The sequence below is a fragment of the Rhizorhapis sp. SPR117 genome (assembly GCF_021742065.1).
Genome location: NZ_JAKKIE010000001.1, coordinates 84,811 through 102,854 on the forward strand (window position 1 = coordinate 84,811; position 18,044 = coordinate 102,854).

An 18,044-nucleotide genomic window follows, 5' to 3' on the forward strand; every position below is an offset into this window, starting at 1 on the left:
CATGGCCGATCTCGAGGAACGCGATCCCATCAGCGGGGCCGCCGCGGACACTGCGGCCCGCCACCAGTTCACGGGCCTGATCAGCCGCTCGGCCCCCCTCATGGCCTGGAACCGCCTTGATGCGATGAAAGGGTGGTTGACCAGGGCGCGGCTCGCTGCGGGCAAGGCCGAACCACAGGCCAGTTCGGCGGCCGAGTGGCTGCTAGACAATGATTATCAGATCCAGCGAGCCATCCTCCAGATCCGTGAGGATCTTCCGCAGGAATTCTACGCGAAACTGCCAGGCCTCGGCGAAGGCGGCCTCGCGCGCCCGCGCATCCATCAACTGGCCCACTCGCTCCTGCAGGCTTCCCACCTTCAGGTATCGCTGAACACGGCGGTCCATTATGTCGACCGCTATCAGGAGCAGATGCCGCTCAGCATCGCTGAAATCTGGGCCTTCCCGACGATGCTCCGCATCGTCTGCCTGGAGCTTCTGGTCACCGCGTTCAGTCGCCTTTTCCCCGATGTTGAGCCACCGTTCCAGATCGTCGAGACCCCGGACGCCTGCGCAGCGGCATTCGACGATACAGAATATGTAGCGCGCGCAATCGCCAACCTGGCGGTTATCGCGACCATCCAGTGGAATGACTTTTTCGATCGAACGAGCCGGGTCGAGGCGATCCTCAGGCGCGATCCGGCCGGGGTCTATCCGCGCATGGATTTCGACACCCGCGACCGATACCGTCACGCCGTAGAGCAACTTGCGTCGCAGTCACAGTTGGCGGAATGGGAGGTTGCGGAGCGAGCCCTGCGTCAGTGCCATAGCAGCGAGAACTCGCCCTCGGGTCATGTCGGCTATTGGTTGATCGACGAAGGGCGGGCCTTCTTTTCAGATGCCATCGATCCGCGCCCCTGGACTTTGGGTTCGATGCTGCGCCGCATACGCCGTTACCCTGGCGTCCTTTACGCGTGCGCTTTACTCTTGGCAGGACTCACCGCCTTCGCCGTGCCAGCCGCCTATCTCGCGTCAACAGAGGCCTCGATCGGCTCCTGGCTGCTCGGCATCGCCCTGACGCTCCTCCCTGCGTCGATCCTGAGCATCACGTTCGTGAACTGGCTCGTGACCCAGATCGTCCCTCCACGGGTCCTCCCCAAGCTCGAATTCAAGAAAGGAATCCCCAAGGACTGCGCCACTGCCATCGCCATGCCTGTCCTCGTTGCGAACGCCTCCGACATCCCTTCCCTCCTGCAACGGCTTGAGGCGCATCGACTGGCAAATTCCGATACAGCTCTCCAGTTCGTCCTGCTCAGCGACTTCGCGGACGCAGATGCTGAGGACATGCCGACCGATGACGACATTACGCAGGCGCTGGTCTCGGGTGTGGACGAGCTCAACAAGCGCTACCCGGGCGCCCGGGGCGACGGTCCGTTTCACCTGCTCCACCGGCCTCGCCTCTACAATGAGACACAGGGATCCTGGATGGGCTGGGAACGCAAACGCGGCAAACTTGAACAATTCAATGCGTACATCCTCCATGGGATTTCCACGCCTTTCAGCGTGATCGCCGGTCGGATCGACGCCCTGCGCAAATGTCGCTTCGTCGTGACCGCCGATGCCGACACCCGTCTCCCGCACGGGGTCGTTCGCCGATTGGTCGGCACGCTCGCGCATCCGCTCAACAAAGCCCGTTTCGATCCCGCTTCAGGTCGCGTGGAACGCGGCTACACGATCATCCAGCCTCGCGTTGAGCTGGCGCCGGACACGACCGGTCAGTCGCTCTTCTCCCGCTTTTATGGCGGAGACACGGCGATCGACATCTATTCGCGCGCCGTATCGGACGTCTACCAGGACCTCCTTGGCTCCGGTGTCTTCGTCGGAAAGGGCATCTATGAGGTCGCCACTTTCGAGCGCAGTCTCGATGGCCGCGCCCCTGAGAACACTTTGCTCAGTCATGATCTGTTCGAGGGCCTGCATGGCCGCGCAGCGCTGGCGAGCGATATCATCGTCTACGAGAGCTTCCCGACCGGCTACCTCGATTTCGCGTGGCGATGGCACCGCTGGGTGCGCGGCGACTGGCAAATCCTGCCGTGGCTGTTTCCCTTCGTACCCGGCCGCGACGGACGCTGGCTCCGCAACCGGCTCGGCTGGCTCGACCGCCTCAAGATATTCGACAATCTGCGCCGCAGTCTGATCCCCTTCAGCATCGTCGCGCTTCTGCTGGGCGGCTGGTTCCTGCTCCATGGGCAGCCCTGGGTATGGACGCTCCTCGCACTTGCTGCGCCCGCCGCCTATCTCTTCACCGATCTCGTCACCGGCGTCGCCCGGGGCCGTCGGCGCGGTGTCATGCAACGCGTTCTTCGGCAACAAGCAGATCAGCTCGGCCGATGGGCGCTGGCGATCACGTTCCTCGTCAGCGACTCATTTATCGCGCTCCACGCGATCTTCGTCACCCTCTGGCGGCTGCGATCGGGGCGAAAGAGGCTCGAATGGACCTCGGCTGCACATATGGCGGGCCGCATCGCCGCCCGGCATCCCCGGCTCGCCGCCTGGCGTGATATGGCCGCGTCTCCAGTGCTCGCAGTGCTTGTTGCTGGCGCCATTGTCATGATCGCCCCTGCCGCCTTGCCGGCCGCCGCACCTGTGCTGCTGCTCTGGTTTGTTGCGCCAGAAGTTGCGATTTCGATCAGCCGCATTCTCCCCCGGCGCACGGAAACCATCTCCGAAGCGGACAGGAAGTTCCTCCGGCTTGTGGCGCGCCGCACCTGGCTCTTTTTCGAAACTTTCGTGCGGCCGGAGGACAACTGGCTCCCTCCCGACAATTATCAGGAACCGCCGAACGAAGAGACCGCGCACCGTACCTCCCCAACCAACATCGGCATGATGCTGATCTCATCCCTGACCGCCTGGCGGTTCGGACATATCGGCCTCAATGAACTCGAGATGCGCCTGCGCAACGCACTCGACACGATCGATCGCCTCGAACGCTATCGAGGCCATATTCTCAACTGGTACGAGACCAGAACGCTGGCCGCTCTCGAGCCCCGGTACGTCTCAACCGTCGATAGCGGCAATCTGGCGGTTAGCCTGATCACCGTCACGCAAGCTCTGCGCGATGCGCGTAACGCACCACCGGTTGGCCTCGATCTGTGGCATGGGCTCGAAGACACCATCGGCCTGCTCGCCGGGGCGCTGGATGCACTCGATTCGGAGGCGGCTCAAGGAATCCGCACCACTCTCGCTACCATGCGTCAAACCGCCGAGCACGCCTGGGACAATGAACCCGAATGGATCTGGGCGATCGAAGATCTGATCACGATCGACATGGAAAGGCTGCGAGAACAGGCCGGCTTGCTTGCCGAGAGCGTTGCCGAGAACAATATCGCCGCCCTTCGGGACGTTCAGACCTGGCTTGAGCGGCTGGAGCATCATCTGCTGGGCATGCGGCGTGATCTTCGTATCTTTGCCCCCTGGACCGAGCGACTTGCATCTCCGCTGGCAGGCTGCGCCGAAATCGCGGCCAGCATCGCTAATCTGATGACCTACGGCGTGACATCGCCGGTTGGCGCCGGGGAGGCGCAAGCCCTCGACGCCCTCGACGCCTTCTCACGAGATGCGGCTCCTGATGCCGTCCGGGAATGGATACAGGATCTCCGCGCTTCGATCGCGGAGGGCCGCCTGGCCGCGCAGGATCTTTCCGATCGCCTGGAGAGCCTCGCCCACCGCGCGACCACACTCGCCCACGAGATGGATTTTGCGCTGCTCTTCGATCCCGCCACCCGGCTCTTCCACATCGGCTACAATCTCAGCGCCGATCGTATCGATCCCCATCACTATGACCTCCTGGCCAGCGAGGCCCGACTTGCCAGCTATTTCTCGATCGCCAAGGGCGACATAGCGCCGGAGCATTGGTTCCACCTGGGCCGCCCGATCACCAGGAAGGATACCGGACTGGCATTGGTGTCCTGGAACGGTTCGATGTTCGAATACCTCATGCCGAATATCTTCCTGCACAGCGATCCGACCACTCTTCTCGGCATGAGCGATCGCACATCGATCGACATCCAGATCGCGTTCGGTCGATCGCAGGCGATCCCCTGGGGAATTTCCGAGTCGTCATTTGCCTCGATGAGCCAGGACCGTGTCTATCGATACCACGCCTTCGGTGTCCCGGAACTCGGGCTGCAGCGTGGCCTGGGCCGTGATCTCGTCGTCGCCCCTTATGCAACCGTCCTTGCTCTGACGACACGCCCCGCAGTCGCCGTACGAAATCTCAAGGTGCTTGAGGAGCTGGGCGTCATCGGCCGCTACGGCTTCTATGAGGCCATCGACTTCACGCCCGAGCGCGTGCCGACCGGAAAGCGGTTCGCCCTCGTGCGCTCCTACATGGCGCACCACCATGGCATGAGCCTCGGAGCCCTTGGCAATGTCCTGTTCGAGAACCTGCATGTCCGCTGGTTCCACACAGACCCTCATGTGCGAACCGTCGATCTCCTCCTCAACGAGCGCATTCCGTGGGAGCTGCCTCCCGAAATTGGACGGGTCGAGTTCCGGGAACCGCAAGCCACGCCCGAGAGCGCAATTCCGGGGCTCTACAGCTGGACGCCAAACCGCCGTTACGGCAATCCTGCCTGGCAGGTCCTCGGGAATGGTCGCCTCTCAACCCGAATCCGCACGGACGGCGCCGGAAGCATCGGCTGGAACCAGAATGCGCTCACCAGGGTTGCCCCCGGCGATCCGGAGGCGGGCCATTGGCTCTATCTGCGAGACATCGACGACGGCGATGTCTGGACGGCGACGGGAGGCCCATTTCCTCAACCGGAAGAGCCGCCACAGGTGGTTTTCCACGCCCATCAGGTCGAATTCCATCGGCGTGCACATGGCCTCTCGGCCACAACGACGATCACCATCGCCAATGGTGATGACCTCGAGATCCGGCGCCTCAGCCTCGTCAATGAAGAAGACCGTCCTCGCATCATCGAAATCACCAGCTACGCCGAGATCGTGCTGGCGCCGGCCCAAGACGCGGCGCGCCATCCTGCTTTCAGCAAATTATTCGTCGGCGCGGAAGCACTGCCGGGTGGTGACGGGCTGCTGTTCACCCGGCGCCCCCGAAATCCCGCCGAGAAACCTCCCGTCATGCTCCATCGGGTGATCGGCGATGACGATGGCTTCACGCGCCTTGGCGTGGAGGCCGATCGCAGGGCTTTCCTCGGCCGCTACGGCAGCGCCAGCCGACTGGCCGGGATGGAAGGAGAAGCGCTCAGCGGAACGCTGGGATGGACGCTCGATCCGGTTTGTGCAGTCAGGCTCAGGATCGAACTTCCGCCGCATGGCCGGCGCGAACTCGCCTTTGTGACAATCGCCGCCGCGTCCCGCCAGTCCGCGCTCGATATCGCCGAACGCTACACAACCCTCGCTTCACTCGAGTGGGCCGTCAGCGATGCCGTGACCGCAACAGCGCGCGACATGCACGCCCTCGGCCTGGCGCCAGCGTTGGTACCGCAAGCACAGGAACTCTTCTCCTTCCTCATCTCTGCCCGCACCAACCTTCCGCGATCTGCGTCACACGGATTCCGCCGTGGCGATCTTTGGGCACTTGGCATTTCGGGTGACCACCCCGTGCTGCTGCTGCGCGCCGGAACCGCGGAACAAACCGGTCTTCTGCGTTTCGTCATCTCGGTGCAGGCGCTCTGGCGGCAACGGGGAATAAGCGTGGATCTCGTGATCACCCACGAAGGAACGTCAGGCTATATCGAGCCTGTTCGCGAGCAGCTTCTGGAGGTGCTCAGAGACCAGAACGCCCAGGATCGCCTCGGGACGAACGGTGGTATCCATGTGATCGGTATCGGGCCCAGCGATGGCGAACGCGCGGCGCTCCTCGATCGGGTTTCGCGGGTGATCCTCGACGAGGGCGGCGGACCACTCGGCGATCAACTCACCCGCCAGGAGCAGCCATGCCACCAGGGGCCGTCGTTCACCCCCGTAGATGGCACGGCAGCGACACATTCCTCCTCTCCGCTGCCGAGGCCGTCCGATCTGCAATTCGACAATGGCTGGGGTGGTTTTGCTCCCGATAGCGGAGACTATGTCATCTGTCTGGAGCCCGGCGCCACCACTCCGGCGCCCTGGTCGAACGTCCTCGCCAACGACGCCTTCGGTACGATCGTGACCGAAGGCGGGCTGGGGTTCACCTGGGCGACCAACAGCGGTGAGAACAGGCTCACGCCCTGGTTCAACGATCCCATCCGCGACCCCCAGTGCGAACGACTTTACCTGCGCGACGAAGAAAATGTCCGCCTGTGGACCCCCACGCCTTTGCCGGCAGGCAGGCATTCGGCATGTCAAGTTCAGCACGGCCCGGGCCAAACCACATGGCGGAAGAGCAGCGAGGGACTTGAACAGGAGCTCTCGGTCTTCGTTCCCACCACTGCGTCCGTTAAACTGGTCCACCTGCGCTTGCGCAACCTCACGCCAGGCCCTCGCCGCCTCACGGCGACCTATTATGCGGAATGGCTGCTCGGCGCAGTCCACGGCGAACAGGCACCTCTGCGCACATGCGATTACGATCCGTCCTGCCACGCAATTCTAGCGAGGAATCCCTGGACCGAGGAATTCGGTGATCGGGTAGCCTTCCTGGCTAGCACGCTTCCGGTCCACAGCTTCACGACCTCTCGCCAGGATTTCGAGGGCGGCCAATCCGATCCCGCACGCCCGGGAGCACTTTTGAGCTGGGATCTCGGAAACAGGCCGGCTGCCGCCGCCGACGATTGCTGCGCGGCCCTTCAGGTCCATCTCGACATTCCGGCCGATGAAACCGCGGATGTCTGCTTCGTTCTCGGACAAGGCGAGAATTGGGATCACGCTCGTGAACTCGTGCACTACTGGCAGGATCCAGCGAACATCGAAGCTGCCGCCAGCGCCTGTGCCGCCGCCTGGGACGAAAGGCTAAGCCGCGTCCAGGTCACGACACCCGACCCTGCCTTTGACCTCATGGTCAACCGCTGGCTCCCCCACCAGTCAATCAGCGCCCGCGTGCGCGCCCGCGCCGGCTTCTACCAGGCAAGCGGAGCATTCGGATTCCGCGATCAACTCCAGGATGTCCTCGCGCAGGTGCACGTCGATCCAGCAGCAACGCGGCGCCATATCCTCGCCGCGGCCGCCCATCAGTTCGAGGAAGGTGATGTCCTCCACTGGTGGCATCCGCCCTTTGATCGGGGCGTAAGGACCCGGTGCTCGGACGATCTCGTCTGGCTCCCTTATGCCGTGGCACATTATGTGGAGGCCACAGGCGATACGGGGATTCTTGCAGAGCGGATTTCCTATCTGCAAGCGCCGCCGCTCGCGGCCGATGAAGGCGACCGCTATGCGCGTTTTGACGTCAGCACATACACCGGGTCCCTTTTCAACCACTGCGAACGGGCGCTTTCGCATGCCTATCGTCTCGGACCTCATGGGCTTCCCTTGATCGGTGCCGGCGACTGGAATGACGGCATGGACCGCGTGGGTAGCCGGGGACACGGTGAAAGCGTGTGGCTTGCCTGGTTTATCATCGCGACCATCCGAAATTTCACGCGGCACTGCCTCGACGAAAATCAAACCGGGTTTCGTGATCGCTGGAACGGGCGCGCCGACTCTCTCGCGGCCGCCGTCGAACGATCCGCATGGGACGGCGAATGGTATCTGCGCGCATTCGACGATGACGGCCGGGCCTGGGGTACATCCCAAGAGCAGGAGTGCCGCATCGATTCGATCGCGCAGTCCTGGTCCATACTTTCGGGCGCCGGTGATCCTGAGCGGACGGAGAAGGCTATCGCATCAGCGAGAAAACACCTCGTCCGGGATGATGACAACATTATCCGGCTCCTTGACCCCGCCTTCGACCGAACACCGCGCGAACCGGGCTACATCAAGGCCTATCCGCCCGGCATTCGTGAAAATGGCGGCCAATACACCCATGCCGCAGCCTGGCTCGCCATCGCCGTTGCGCGCACGCGCGATGGCGACAGCGCTATGTCTCTGTTCGACCGAATCAATCCGATCCGGCACACATCAACCCGAGAGTCTGCGGAACATTACCGGACCGAACCCTATGTGGTTGCTGCCGACATTGCGGGTGTGGCCCCTCATCTGGGTCGCGGGGGATGGACCTGGTACACCGGTGCGGCCGCCTGGACGTGGCGCCTGGCCGTCGAGGAAATCCTTGGCGTACGGCTCATCCAGAATGAATTGCAGATCCGCCCGAGCTTGCCGCGAGATTGGGATCGAGCGGAGATGACCTTCCGTCGCGGGGCCGCAACTATTGCCGTGACGCTGCAGGTTGATCACGATCTCGATCAGGAAGCGCGGATATTCGTCGATGGCGCGGATTGGCATGCGCCCGGAGTTCCGTTCCCTGAAGACGGGGCAACGCGCAACGTCCTCGTGCGGCTTGCTCGACCCGCGTGACGTCAGGCACACATCGCCTCCCTCACACGCCATCCGGTAATCTACCAATTCCGGCTTGGTGCTTGAAATGCTTTCCACGCTCCCCGACCATATAGTGTTTGCCCTTATAGCTATGAGCCGGCACCAGCTTTGGTCGACGATCTTCCATCTGCTTTGTTTCATCCCCTGCCCACGCATTGTTCCATGAATGAGATGTAGAATGACAATAGGCTCAGCCTCGCACCTCACGCGCCGTTCCTTGCTGGCAACCGCAACGATGAGCGCGTTTGGTTTGGCAATTCCGCCGGCATTCGCCCAGGCAAGGCTTGATGAAGGCTCGATCGCAGCAACCGCCCAGAACCTGCAACCGGGACAATTTCTCTGGGCGCCCGAAGCCGCTCCGGAAGGCCCCGTCATCATCGTCGTCAGCCTCAGCAAGCAGCGCGCCTATGTTTACCGCAACGGTGTCCTGATCGGGATTTCGACCATATCGTCAGGTACTGCCGGCCATGAGACGCCGACGGGGATTTTCACGATCCTGCAGAAGAAGGTCGATCACAAATCAAACCTCTACGATGATGCGCCTATGCCGTACATGCAAAGGCTCACCTGGAGCGGCATCGCCATGCATGCCGGCAATCTCCCAGGCTATCCTGCATCGCATGGCTGCATACGGCTGCCCCTGGCCTTCGCTGAGCACCTCTACGGAGTCACCCAGCTCGGATTGACGGTGATCATTACCCAATCAGCGGATATTCCGCGTTTTGCTCCGGCCCCGGATGTACTGGAAGGCAAAGGAAGTTCGTCCTCATCATTCGAGAGCGCGTTCTCCACGACCTGGCAACCGGAAAAAGCGCCCACCGGCCCGGTCTCCATCATTCTCAGCGCTTCCGACGAGCGGGCCGTGGTCTTGCGCAATGGGATCGAGATCGGCTCCACGCCCATCGCGATCCGCGGACGGATCTCGGGGCTGCAGGCCTTCACGCTTTCCTCCATCGACCAACACGGAACACATTGGATGTATCTGCCCTTGCTCGGGAGCGCCCGGGCGGGCGAAGTATCCCGACAGGAGCGTGAGCGGCTGACACTGCCCGAGGAGTTCCGCCAGAATCTTTTGACGATCCTCAAGCCGGGAAGCACGCTTATTGTGACAGCGGATAGCTTGCAGAGTGGAAGCACGGGCGCGCCGGTCACCGTGATCACGGGTGAGGATCCAGAATAATGCTCGTCATGGAGGCATATCCGGCACGAAGCGGACTGCGCAATATTGCCACTCGGCAGTTGAAAAGCTGAATGATGCGCCGCCCCACAGTTCTCGAAATCGAATGCGTGTTTCTGGCAGCGGCATCGACCCTACCCCTCTTGTGGAGCGGCTATCAGGCTTTGTCCTCGTTCATCATGTCTCGATGACAAGCCGTTCAATGCTGTAGCGGACAAGCAGGCGCTGGCGCAGTTGCGGATCGTGAAGGGCTGTGGAGCGACCGCTGTTCGATTGGATCGCGCCGCGTGACGTTCATCCGCCGATTGGGACCGCGACCTGAAGCGGGCGACGAGATTGAGCATCGAGCGTCCCCAGCGCGGAAGGCCCGCATCACAGGAACGCTCACGATCGCCAATCGGAACAGGTAGTACGCAATTCTTCAACGATCGGCGCTCAGCGCCAAAAGCGCTTCACGTCGATCAGATCCTCATGGGCCTCGGCGGCCGCCTCCAGCAGCGCTTTGCGCTTACCGCCGGCCAGCAGCCGGGCGGCATCGGGATCATCGGCAAGGCCAAGTTGCTCCAATAGCTGCGGCGCGGTCGCAAGATCGTTGAGCGCGCCGAGCTTGTCCTGGAGGCCTTCCAGCGCCGCGACGAACTTCTTGTGCCGCCGCCGCTCGCGCTTGCGGTCGAACAGGCTTGTGAAGAATTCCGAGGCATAGCGCAGCTTCTTGGCATCCTTGCGAACCTCGTGGCGGGCCTCGTCCTCGATATGGGCGAGATCGCGCCCGTCCCTCTTCACCTTGCGTCGAAACCGGTCGAGCGCGGAGATCGCGAAGTCGCGCGCCGGCTGATCGGGGGCCGTCATGGTGTCGGGCGCGCCCTGCCAGTCGCCGCTTGCGGCCCATTCCGCCAGGTCGAGCATCAACGCCCGCACGCGCGCCGACGCCAGTACCTCTCCGACGGCGTCATAGGCCGCCTCGCGCGACGCCGCGATACGGTCACGCAACGCGCCAGGTTTGGCGCGTTCGAGCAACACGTCGAGATTGCGGGCATTGGCCAGTTCCGAGGCAAGCCAGCGCAGTTCATCGCGCAGTGGCGTATGAGCATCTCCGCCGATCACCGGCTTGAAGATCGAGAAGGCGGAGCGCAGACGCCGCAGCGCCACCCGCACCTGGTGCAGCGCGCCCGCGTCCCGGCCAGCGAGCAGCAACGCCTCATTCAACCGAAACTGCCGCACGCAGCTCTGGGCGATATGCCGGAACGCATCAGCCGCCGTCATCCCGGCGGCGAGCTTCACCAGCTCAGCCTTGACCATCGTCGGGGCTGGGCCGGTGAGCCGATAGCCCCGCTCGGCCTTGCTTTGCACGCCGAGACGGGCGGGCGCGACCGCGTCGATGCGGCGGGCGAACGCGAAGAGCGCGCCGGGGTCGCCCTGCTTCAGTTCCAACTCGATCTCGCAGATCGGAGAGGTTCTCTCGCCGGCCACTACCTCGCCGCTATCCAGCACCAGTTCGATCGTCGCGCCGCCTTCGCTGATGATCCATGTGCGCCGCTCGATCCGCACCTCGAACACCGGGGTAATGGCATCCGCCGCATCGCCGAGCACCGCCCGGATTGGTGTCGTGTCGTCGAGAACCGGCGTATCGTTGCTGACGGGGCGTTCCCATTCAGAGCGCACGAACAGCCCGGCGGCGCTGGCACCGTCCGCCTTGATCGTCTGGAGGCGCTTGCTGCCTGAACGGCGGATGCGAAGCGAAAGCCCGGTCTTCGACAGCTGGTGGTCGAGCGTATCGAAATAGACTGACCGCTGCTCGGCGATGCCGGGATCTCCCGGCAGCACGGTGGCGGCTTCGAGCGCATCCGCCGCCTCCGGCGTCAGGTCGAGCTTCAATTCTATTTCATCCGCCATGCATATCCTCTTGCAACGGCTCGCGCTTCACACGGTCGATATCGTATCATCACGGCAAACTCATAGCGCATGACGGTGAACATCCGGCTTCGAAGATGGGGGTTCCATCTTGGACGACGGCGACCCCGGCCGATAATAGCTGGGCCGTTTCAGAACCGCTTGATAGACAAGACGCCGATAGAGCATCGCTTCTTGTATGCGGGGCGGTAGACCGATTTCGGCTACCACCGCCTTTCCGGTCCCTTTGCGAAATTCAAGAGGCCCGAGCCGCCACCGTCCACTGCGGCGGAACAGTGGGTGTCGGAATTGGTCGCGGTGTGGCCGGAAGCGGCCGCGCCCTTCCAGCCCCGCAAATGAGCAACGTGCCAGGTCTTCTCGCAAGGGTTCTGAAGGTCAGTGCGAGATAAATATCGGCAGCTGCGGCGCTTCGAGAACGGATCGCGTCACGCCCCCCAGCACGAACTCACGCGCCCGTGAGTGCCCGAACGCACCCATGACCAGCAGTTCGCGGCCGTCGCGTTCGCAATAGGCCTGGAGCGTTGTCGCCGCATCGCGCTCTTCCAGTTCGACTGCCACCACCTCGGCCGCAATGCCGTGGAGCTTCAGATTGCGGACCGCCTCCGCCGGGTCCGCAGCCTTCGACAGATCCTTCTCACCCGTGATCTGCACGATCGCCACCGAACTTGCCTGCCGCAACAGCGGCATCGCGTCGGACAGGGCCCGCGCCGCGACGCTGCTCCCATCCCAGGCGACGGCGATCCTGTCGAACTTGAACTCGGGCACGGTCACCTCGGGCAGTAGAAGAACCGGACGACCGCTTTCGAAGACTAGACCCTCGGCTACCGAGATCGTCTCCGCATGCCCATAGACCGGGACGACGGTGAGATCATGGGTCCTCGCCCGCACGGCAAGCTGCCAATGGGTCACCGTACCCGGGCAGTTTATGACGAATGTCTCGCCGAGTTGATCGGCGGGTACCCTGGCCTTGAAGGTTTCCATGAGCGCGTCCGCATTGACCGCGCTCTTCTTGTTCTCGCCGGCGATCATGCCATCGATGTTCAGAAGCTTGTTCGCCAGCCAGTTCGAGACGCGAGGAATGTGAACCTGGCAAACTCCAAGGGACACCCTGGCGCCAAGGCGAGCGGCAAGCTCCCTGACCCTGTCGATCGACCACTCCGGGGTCGGCTCGGGATGCGTGTTGGCCTGCAGCAGAATATCTCGCACGGTCATCGTTTTCCTCCAGCTTCCCCGTTCCTGTGGCACACGACCAGCGACCAACCGATCCGTAAAGTTCCGGAGCCTGACGCCCATCACATATCTGCCGGGCGATTGGATCGCCCCTGGGGCCAGTATTCCGCATATGGGACAGATGCCTGAAGCAAGGTCAGGCCAATTGGTCCTCGCCCGTTTACCCGCAGCTTCCAGTGCGCCACTGGAGCAAATGGGAACGACAGCGCCTGCAATCGGTGCTCCCGAAGCCTCGCAGGGGAATTCGAAATTCTCCGGTAGCAACCAGAGCTTTGACGATATCACATTCGGTCCCGCCCTCGATCAGGATCGCCTGCAGCGTCGCGGCCGAACGGGTCAGATGGACGATGTGCCATCGGATCACCTCGCCTTTCCGAAAGTGGCGACCCGCCCTCGCTCTCATGCCGCCCGGGCCATAGGCGCTCCCGGCATAAACATATGCGCCCGGGCGCAAATTGATACGGTTCATTCGACCCACAAAAGATCACGGGTTCGGCAAGCTCAAGCATCAAGGCATAGGCCCCGCCTGTAGATGGCGCCGACAAAATTGTGGACGGATTAACCAAGACGGATCCTGGAAAATACGATTTTACTGTTCCTGCAAGCACCGTATCCACCTCGGTTATACCGCACCTTGACAAGACCACTCCCCGATTACCCGGCAAAGCTTGGCACTCAGCGCGCCGCTACGTATAGTTCCCAGTTCCGCCTGTGCCTTACCGCCGATATCGGGGGAATATTCACTGCCAGCAGGCCCTTCCAGCCAGGATCTCACCGTGACGTTATTTTCCGCTCTCCGACCACTTGCCTTTTGCAGCCTGTTGCTGGCCACGCCATCCATCGCAGCCGAGCAACCGCCGGCGACCGACGCGGCCACGGCCGAGATCCCGGACGGCTTCGTCCTCGCGGCTGACGAAACAACTCTTGTTCACGCCGCAAGCGGCCTCCGCTTTCCGGCCGAGTTCGCTGGCTTCACCCGGCTGCGCGAGCGTGCCTTCGACCCTGGCGGCGAATATATCGCGGTGGGTTATGATCGTCCGCTCGGTACGGGTAGCGACCGCATCGTTGTGCGCATCGCCGTGGTCCACATCGAGGATATGTCCGCGCATGATCATTATGAGATCATGCGGCAGTCTACGATGTCCCATTTCTCGGCCCCGACGCTGCTCTCGCAGGGCCCCACGAAGATCCCCAACCAACGCCGCCTCGACGCATATCGCGGCACCTTTACCGGGATGCGGGACAACCAGCCCTGGCATTTCAGCCTGACGACCGTCAACTATGGCTACTGGAGCGGCCGGATGACCGCCGCTTATCCCGAAAGCCAGGCCGCCGAAGCACAAAAGCAACTCGGCACGCTGCTTGCCGCAATCCGCTTGCAGCAGCCCAAACCTCCGAAGCGCTAGGCACTCCCCGAGCGGGATAGACAATTGGGCACCATGCGCGCATCGGATGAACAAGCGGCGGCAGGCTGGTGGCGACCGGCATCCGGTGCATTACGTAGCGCGTCCGTTGTCCTCGTTCGGTAGTGAAATGAGGCTGCGGCGCTTTGCCGGCCAGGGAGAAATGACATGAGCGCACTTGATGACCTGAAGACGGATCTCGCCAAGCTCAGGGACGAAGCCAAGGTTCAGGTCCACCTCGGGACCATGGAAACAAAGCAAGAGTGGGAAGAAATCGAAGCCAAGTGGAACCGCTTCGTCGCGGAGGCTGGTCTTCACAAGAGCGGCGAAGGCATCAAGGCAGCGCTGCAAAGCCTCGGCAATGAACTTCGCGCCGCATACCAGCGCCTGAAGCAGGCCATCTGAGCGGCCTACCCGCTGCAATTTCGCGCCCTTAGCCCGACCCTCGGTGGACGGCGTACGCATGTAAAGGAACGACCGAATGAGCGACCTCGCCGCCGTCAAGACCCGGCTTGAAGAACAACTCGCCGAACTTCGCGGCAGGCAGGCTCGGGTCGAGACCGACCTCGCGGAACCGCTGAACGCCGATTTCTCCGAACAGGCGGTGGAAATGGAAGACGATGCCGCGCTCGAGGGTCAGGCCGCCCTCATCGACCGCCAGATCGCATCCGTGAGCCGCGCTCTCGAAAGGATCGAGAGGGGCACCTACGGTGAATGCGTCCGTTGCGGCGCCGCCATCGCAACCGCGCGCCTCGCGGTCCGACCCGAGGCGGCGCTTTGCATCGAGTGCGCCCGTAGCGAGCAGTGACAACCGTCCCTCGCATCCTGTGAACAGAATGGCGGCCCCTCACGACCCAGGTGGTCGCCGAACTATAGTGCTGCACTTCATGAGTCACGAACCAGGCTCCAGGCTCAAGTCTTCTGAGCGAGATGGGCAGCCAAAGTGATCGAAAAGAATCCTTCACCGCCGGATTCTCGCCGACGACCATTCTTCCTGTCGATGGACGACGGCGTTCCTCCCCTCCCCGGAGTGAACAATTTCTCCCCCGCAAACGACCTCGCTGCGCTACTCGAATACCTGATTGGCGCCTCCGGCCGGCACATCATTCCGGCGCCCGCCGCTGCTCCAGACCATCCGTCCATAACAGACGCGTTCGACGCGCTGCTTGTGGCCGCCCAGGATTTCGAAGTGGTCCCCGGTATGAGCCTGGCTGACCATCTGTGGACCCACGCCGCGCCCCTTCACTCTGGCGAGGTCGCGTCAACGCTGATCCGCGGCGGACCTGCCGGGCACGCTATCCCAGGCTTTCTGCTCCTCTACGCGGTCGATGCCCGGTCGCCCCTGCTCTATTTGCCGCAAAGACAGCCTCTCCGCGTCCGGGATGGCATCGAAATAGCCCATGAAGCAGCCGGCGGCCCCTTTCTGGCCCTCATCCGGTGCGCGGCCACCGCTGATGGCCGAGCACAGGCCGTCAAAGCCTGCGCGATGCCAATCTACCATGCCCGCCGTTTCGTTCCCGTCTCCACAAGCCTCGACCGTGACGTGCTCCGTGCGCTCGAGCATCTCCAGGTGGCACTTGACGCCCACGGCGCCGAATGCGCAATCCGGCGCGAATTACCGTTTTCTGGCACAGTGCCGACACAGATCACGCTGAGCCTCTCCTTGCCGGACCGTACGATCCGCGAAATTCGCCTGGGGGTCACCGCCGATGAACGGCCCGACCAGTCCGCCGCCAATCCTCGCCAATCGATTTTCTGGTGACGTCGGCGAACTGGGCGGATGGCACCTTTATCCGCTGGCTCGGAAAAACCCTGCTGTAATCTCCAAGCCGCGCCGACACTGACCGGTTATCGAGCGTCCAACCTGTCCGGTTCCTTACGGCATGGGCACTGGCCGGTATCTATAGGTCGGTGAGATGTCCGCTTTCAAGCACACCTTTCCTCGCGTTCAATGATCATTTTGGGATGGCAAACGGACCGTCTGCCCACGAGGAATTTGCGCGCAAGCGCAATTCCCTGCTGCTTAATGTGGCACGGCACCCAGCTCGACGCCGGTCTTGTCGTGCATCGCGAAGCGATCCACCAGGTCCGCGCTAGCCTTGTTGTAGCCGATCACCTCTACATACGAGCCGTCGCGTCGCAGGCGCGCGATGATTTTGTCCAACGCCCCCACGCCGGAAATGTCCCAAAAGTGCGCCGCCGATACGTCGATGATGACGGGTCGCCCCGCTTCTGCGTCAAAGGCACTGGTGAAGCGGTCCACCGAGGCAAAGAAAATCTCGCCGCTAACGCGGTAGAGCACCGCGCCGCCGTCCTCGACCATCGAACGTTCGACCGCGAACATACGGCGGACCTTGCCGGCAAAGAAGATGCCCGAGAGCAATACGCCCGTAAGCACCCCAAGCGAAAGATCGTGCGTCGCCACCACCACCACAACTGTGGCGACCATTACCACCGACGAGGCCGGCGGATGGCGGCGAAGGTTTGGGATCGAATTCCAGCTGAACGTGCCGATCGAGACCATAATCATCACGGCAACCAGCGCTGGCATGGGAATCCTGCCGACCCACGGGCCGAGCACCGCAAGCAGGAACAGCAGGAACGCTCCCGCCACGAACGTTGAAAGGCGCCTGCGCCCGCCTGAAGTGACATTGATCACGGACTGCCCAATCATCGCGCAGCCGCCCATGCCGCCCAACAACGCCGCGACAATATTGGCGCTGCCCTGGCCGGCGCATTCCCGGCGCTTGTCGCTGCCGGTATCGGTCATGTCGTCGACGATCTGTGCAGTGAGCAGTGACTCCAGAAGGCCGACTGCGGCCATTGTAATGGAATAAGGAAAGATGATCTGCAGTGTTTCCAGGGTCAGCGGCACTTGCGGAAAGGCAAAGCTCGGCAACCCCTCGGGCAGATTGCCCATGTCGCCCACGGTATGGACGGAAAGGCCAAGACCGATGCTGATTGCGCTCAGCACAAGAATGGCGACGAGCGGGGATGGCACGGCAGTCGTCAACCGTGGAAACAGGTAGATGATCGCCAGGCCGCCCGCGACCATGGCGTAGGTTTCCCAGCCCACGCCGATAAGCTGCGGCAACTGCGCGAGGAAGATGAGGATGGCCAGTGCGTTGACGAAGCCGGTGATGACGGAGCGCGACACGAACTGCATCAGCAGGTCCAGTCGAAGCAGGCCGGCGACGATCTGGATAAGGCCCATGAGGATCGTCGCCGCGAAGAGGTATTCGACACCATGCTCGCGCACGAGCGGTCCCACAAGCACAGCAACAGCCGCCGTCGCGGCCGAGATCATGCCAGGTCGCCCGCCCGTGAAAGCGATCACCATGGCGATAGCGACCGATGCGTAAAGTCCGACCCGAGGGTCGACGCCGGCGATAATCGAGAAGCCTATCGCCTCGGGAATGAGCGCAAGCGCAACGACAATCCCGGCGAGGATGTCAGCGCGCGCCGCTCTCACACCGCCGAACCATTCCTGGCGGTAACGGGAAACATGTTCGGTCATCGAAAAAGGGAATCCGCAACAAGGTACACGGCGCGGGAACGCGCGGGGGAGATGAACGTGCGTGATGTTGCCCGGCGGATCGGCGGCCAGGATAGCCACCCGGGATTCCACCGGGTCCTTGCGAATGGCTGCCCCTTAGACGCACTGACCCGGATTTCGCAAGCATTCGCGGCGAAAACCGCTGTCGGGCGGCATGACGGAACGGGTTTCGACCACAATTGGGTCGCTTCCGGTTAGCCTGCTTTCAGGCGGAAATCGTGGATAGCCGACCTGCGCAATCATTCCTCGGACCGGATTTGTTCTCGCTTGGCGTTGTTTATCGTACTCTCCACGCCCTACCCACTCACGGTCCTTCAG

General features: G+C 62.6%; 10 protein-coding genes and 1 other annotated feature. Of the genes, 6 read left to right on the forward strand and 4 right to left on the reverse strand.

Annotated elements, in window-relative coordinates:
* Position 1: 1 nt before the first annotated feature.
* Both L3X40_RS00370 and L3X40_RS00375 read left to right on the forward strand, forming a co-directional pair.
* Positions 2 to 8,428 carry a GH36-type glycosyl hydrolase domain-containing protein gene (locus L3X40_RS00370; protein ID WP_092958524.1) on the forward strand — a complete coding sequence of 2,809 codons (8,427 nt, stop codon included), beginning with the start codon at positions 2 to 4 and terminating at the stop codon, positions 8,426 to 8,428.
* A 238-nt stretch (positions 8,429 to 8,666) separates the two neighbouring features.
* A complete protein-coding gene (locus L3X40_RS00375) occupies positions 8,667 to 9,629 on the forward strand; it encodes a L,D-transpeptidase (RefSeq protein WP_237363761.1) in 963 nt (320 codons plus the stop codon).
* A 432-nt stretch (positions 9,630 to 10,061) separates the two neighbouring features.
* On the opposite strand, the gene L3X40_RS00380 is transcribed toward L3X40_RS00375, so the two are convergent.
* The 3 genes from L3X40_RS00380 to L3X40_RS22480 form a co-directional block, all read right to left on the reverse strand.
* Entirely contained in the window at positions 10,062 to 11,501 is a 1,440-nt protein-coding gene (locus L3X40_RS00380) for a CYTH and CHAD domain-containing protein (RefSeq protein WP_237363764.1), read from the reverse strand.
* A 411-nt stretch (positions 11,502 to 11,912) separates the two neighbouring features.
* Positions 11,913 to 12,749 (reverse strand): universal stress protein, encoded by an 837-nt coding sequence (locus L3X40_RS00385; RefSeq protein WP_092958518.1) that lies wholly within the window; start codon positions 12,747 to 12,749, stop codon positions 11,913 to 11,915.
* Positions 12,750 to 12,927: 178 nt separating this feature from the next.
* The gene (locus L3X40_RS22480) at positions 12,928 to 13,236 is read right to left on the reverse strand and encodes a DUF123 domain-containing protein (RefSeq protein ID WP_092958516.1); all 309 of its coding nucleotides are present in this window, start codon (positions 13,234 to 13,236) and stop codon (positions 12,928 to 12,930) included.
* A 307-nt stretch (positions 13,237 to 13,543) separates the two neighbouring features.
* Here L3X40_RS22480 and L3X40_RS00390 point away from each other — a divergent pair, with 307 nt between their 5' ends.
* The 4 genes from L3X40_RS00390 (at position 13,544) to L3X40_RS00405 (ending at position 15,932) form a co-directional block, all read left to right on the forward strand.
* Positions 13,544 to 14,173: a hypothetical protein gene (locus tag L3X40_RS00390; protein ID WP_237363768.1), complete on the forward strand. Its 630-nt coding sequence runs from the start codon at positions 13,544 to 13,546 to the stop codon at positions 14,171 to 14,173.
* Between the two features lie 165 nt (positions 14,174 to 14,338).
* Positions 14,339 to 14,575, forward strand: coding sequence for a hypothetical protein (locus tag L3X40_RS00395; RefSeq protein ID WP_092958514.1), 237 nt, complete (start codon positions 14,339 to 14,341; stop codon positions 14,573 to 14,575).
* 76 nt (positions 14,576 to 14,651) lie between these two features.
* Positions 14,652 to 14,978 carry a TraR/DksA family transcriptional regulator gene (locus tag L3X40_RS00400; protein ID WP_092958512.1) on the forward strand — a complete coding sequence of 109 codons (327 nt, stop codon included), beginning with the start codon at positions 14,652 to 14,654 and terminating at the stop codon, positions 14,976 to 14,978.
* Positions 14,979 to 15,113: 135 nt separating this feature from the next.
* Positions 15,114 to 15,932: a hypothetical protein gene (locus L3X40_RS00405; RefSeq protein WP_145075598.1), complete on the forward strand. Its 819-nt coding sequence runs from the start codon at positions 15,114 to 15,116 to the stop codon at positions 15,930 to 15,932.
* Between the two features lie 261 nt (positions 15,933 to 16,193).
* On the opposite strand, the gene L3X40_RS00410 is transcribed toward L3X40_RS00405, so the two are convergent.
* Positions 16,194 to 17,687: a SulP family inorganic anion transporter gene (locus tag L3X40_RS00410; protein ID WP_145075595.1), complete on the reverse strand. Its 1,494-nt coding sequence runs from the start codon at positions 17,685 to 17,687 to the stop codon at positions 16,194 to 16,196.
* 65 nt (positions 17,688 to 17,752) lie between these two features.
* Positions 17,753 to 17,808: a sequence feature (sul1 is cis-regulatory element that is thought to sense ions involved in sulfur or methionine metabolism; They are found in Alphaproteobacteria), on the reverse strand.
* Positions 17,809 to 18,044 lie beyond the last annotated feature (236 nt).

Coding starts and splice junctions, on each gene's coding strand:
- L3X40_RS00410 (WP_145075595.1), bottom strand. CDS start 17,687: ATGACCGAACATGTTTCCCGTTACCGCCAGGAATGGTTCGGCGGTGTG.
- L3X40_RS00370 (WP_092958524.1), top strand. CDS start 2: ATGGCCGATCTCGAGGAACGCGATCCCATCAGCGGGGCCGCCGCGGAC.
- L3X40_RS00395 (WP_092958514.1), top strand. CDS start 14,339: ATGAGCGCACTTGATGACCTGAAGACGGATCTCGCCAAGCTCAGGGAC.
- L3X40_RS22480 (WP_092958516.1), bottom strand. CDS start 13,236: ATGAACCGTATCAATTTGCGCCCGGGCGCATATGTTTATGCCGGGAGC.
- L3X40_RS00385 (WP_092958518.1), bottom strand. CDS start 12,749: ATGACCGTGCGAGATATTCTGCTGCAGGCCAACACGCATCCCGAGCCG.
- L3X40_RS00400 (WP_092958512.1), top strand. CDS start 14,652: ATGAGCGACCTCGCCGCCGTCAAGACCCGGCTTGAAGAACAACTCGCC.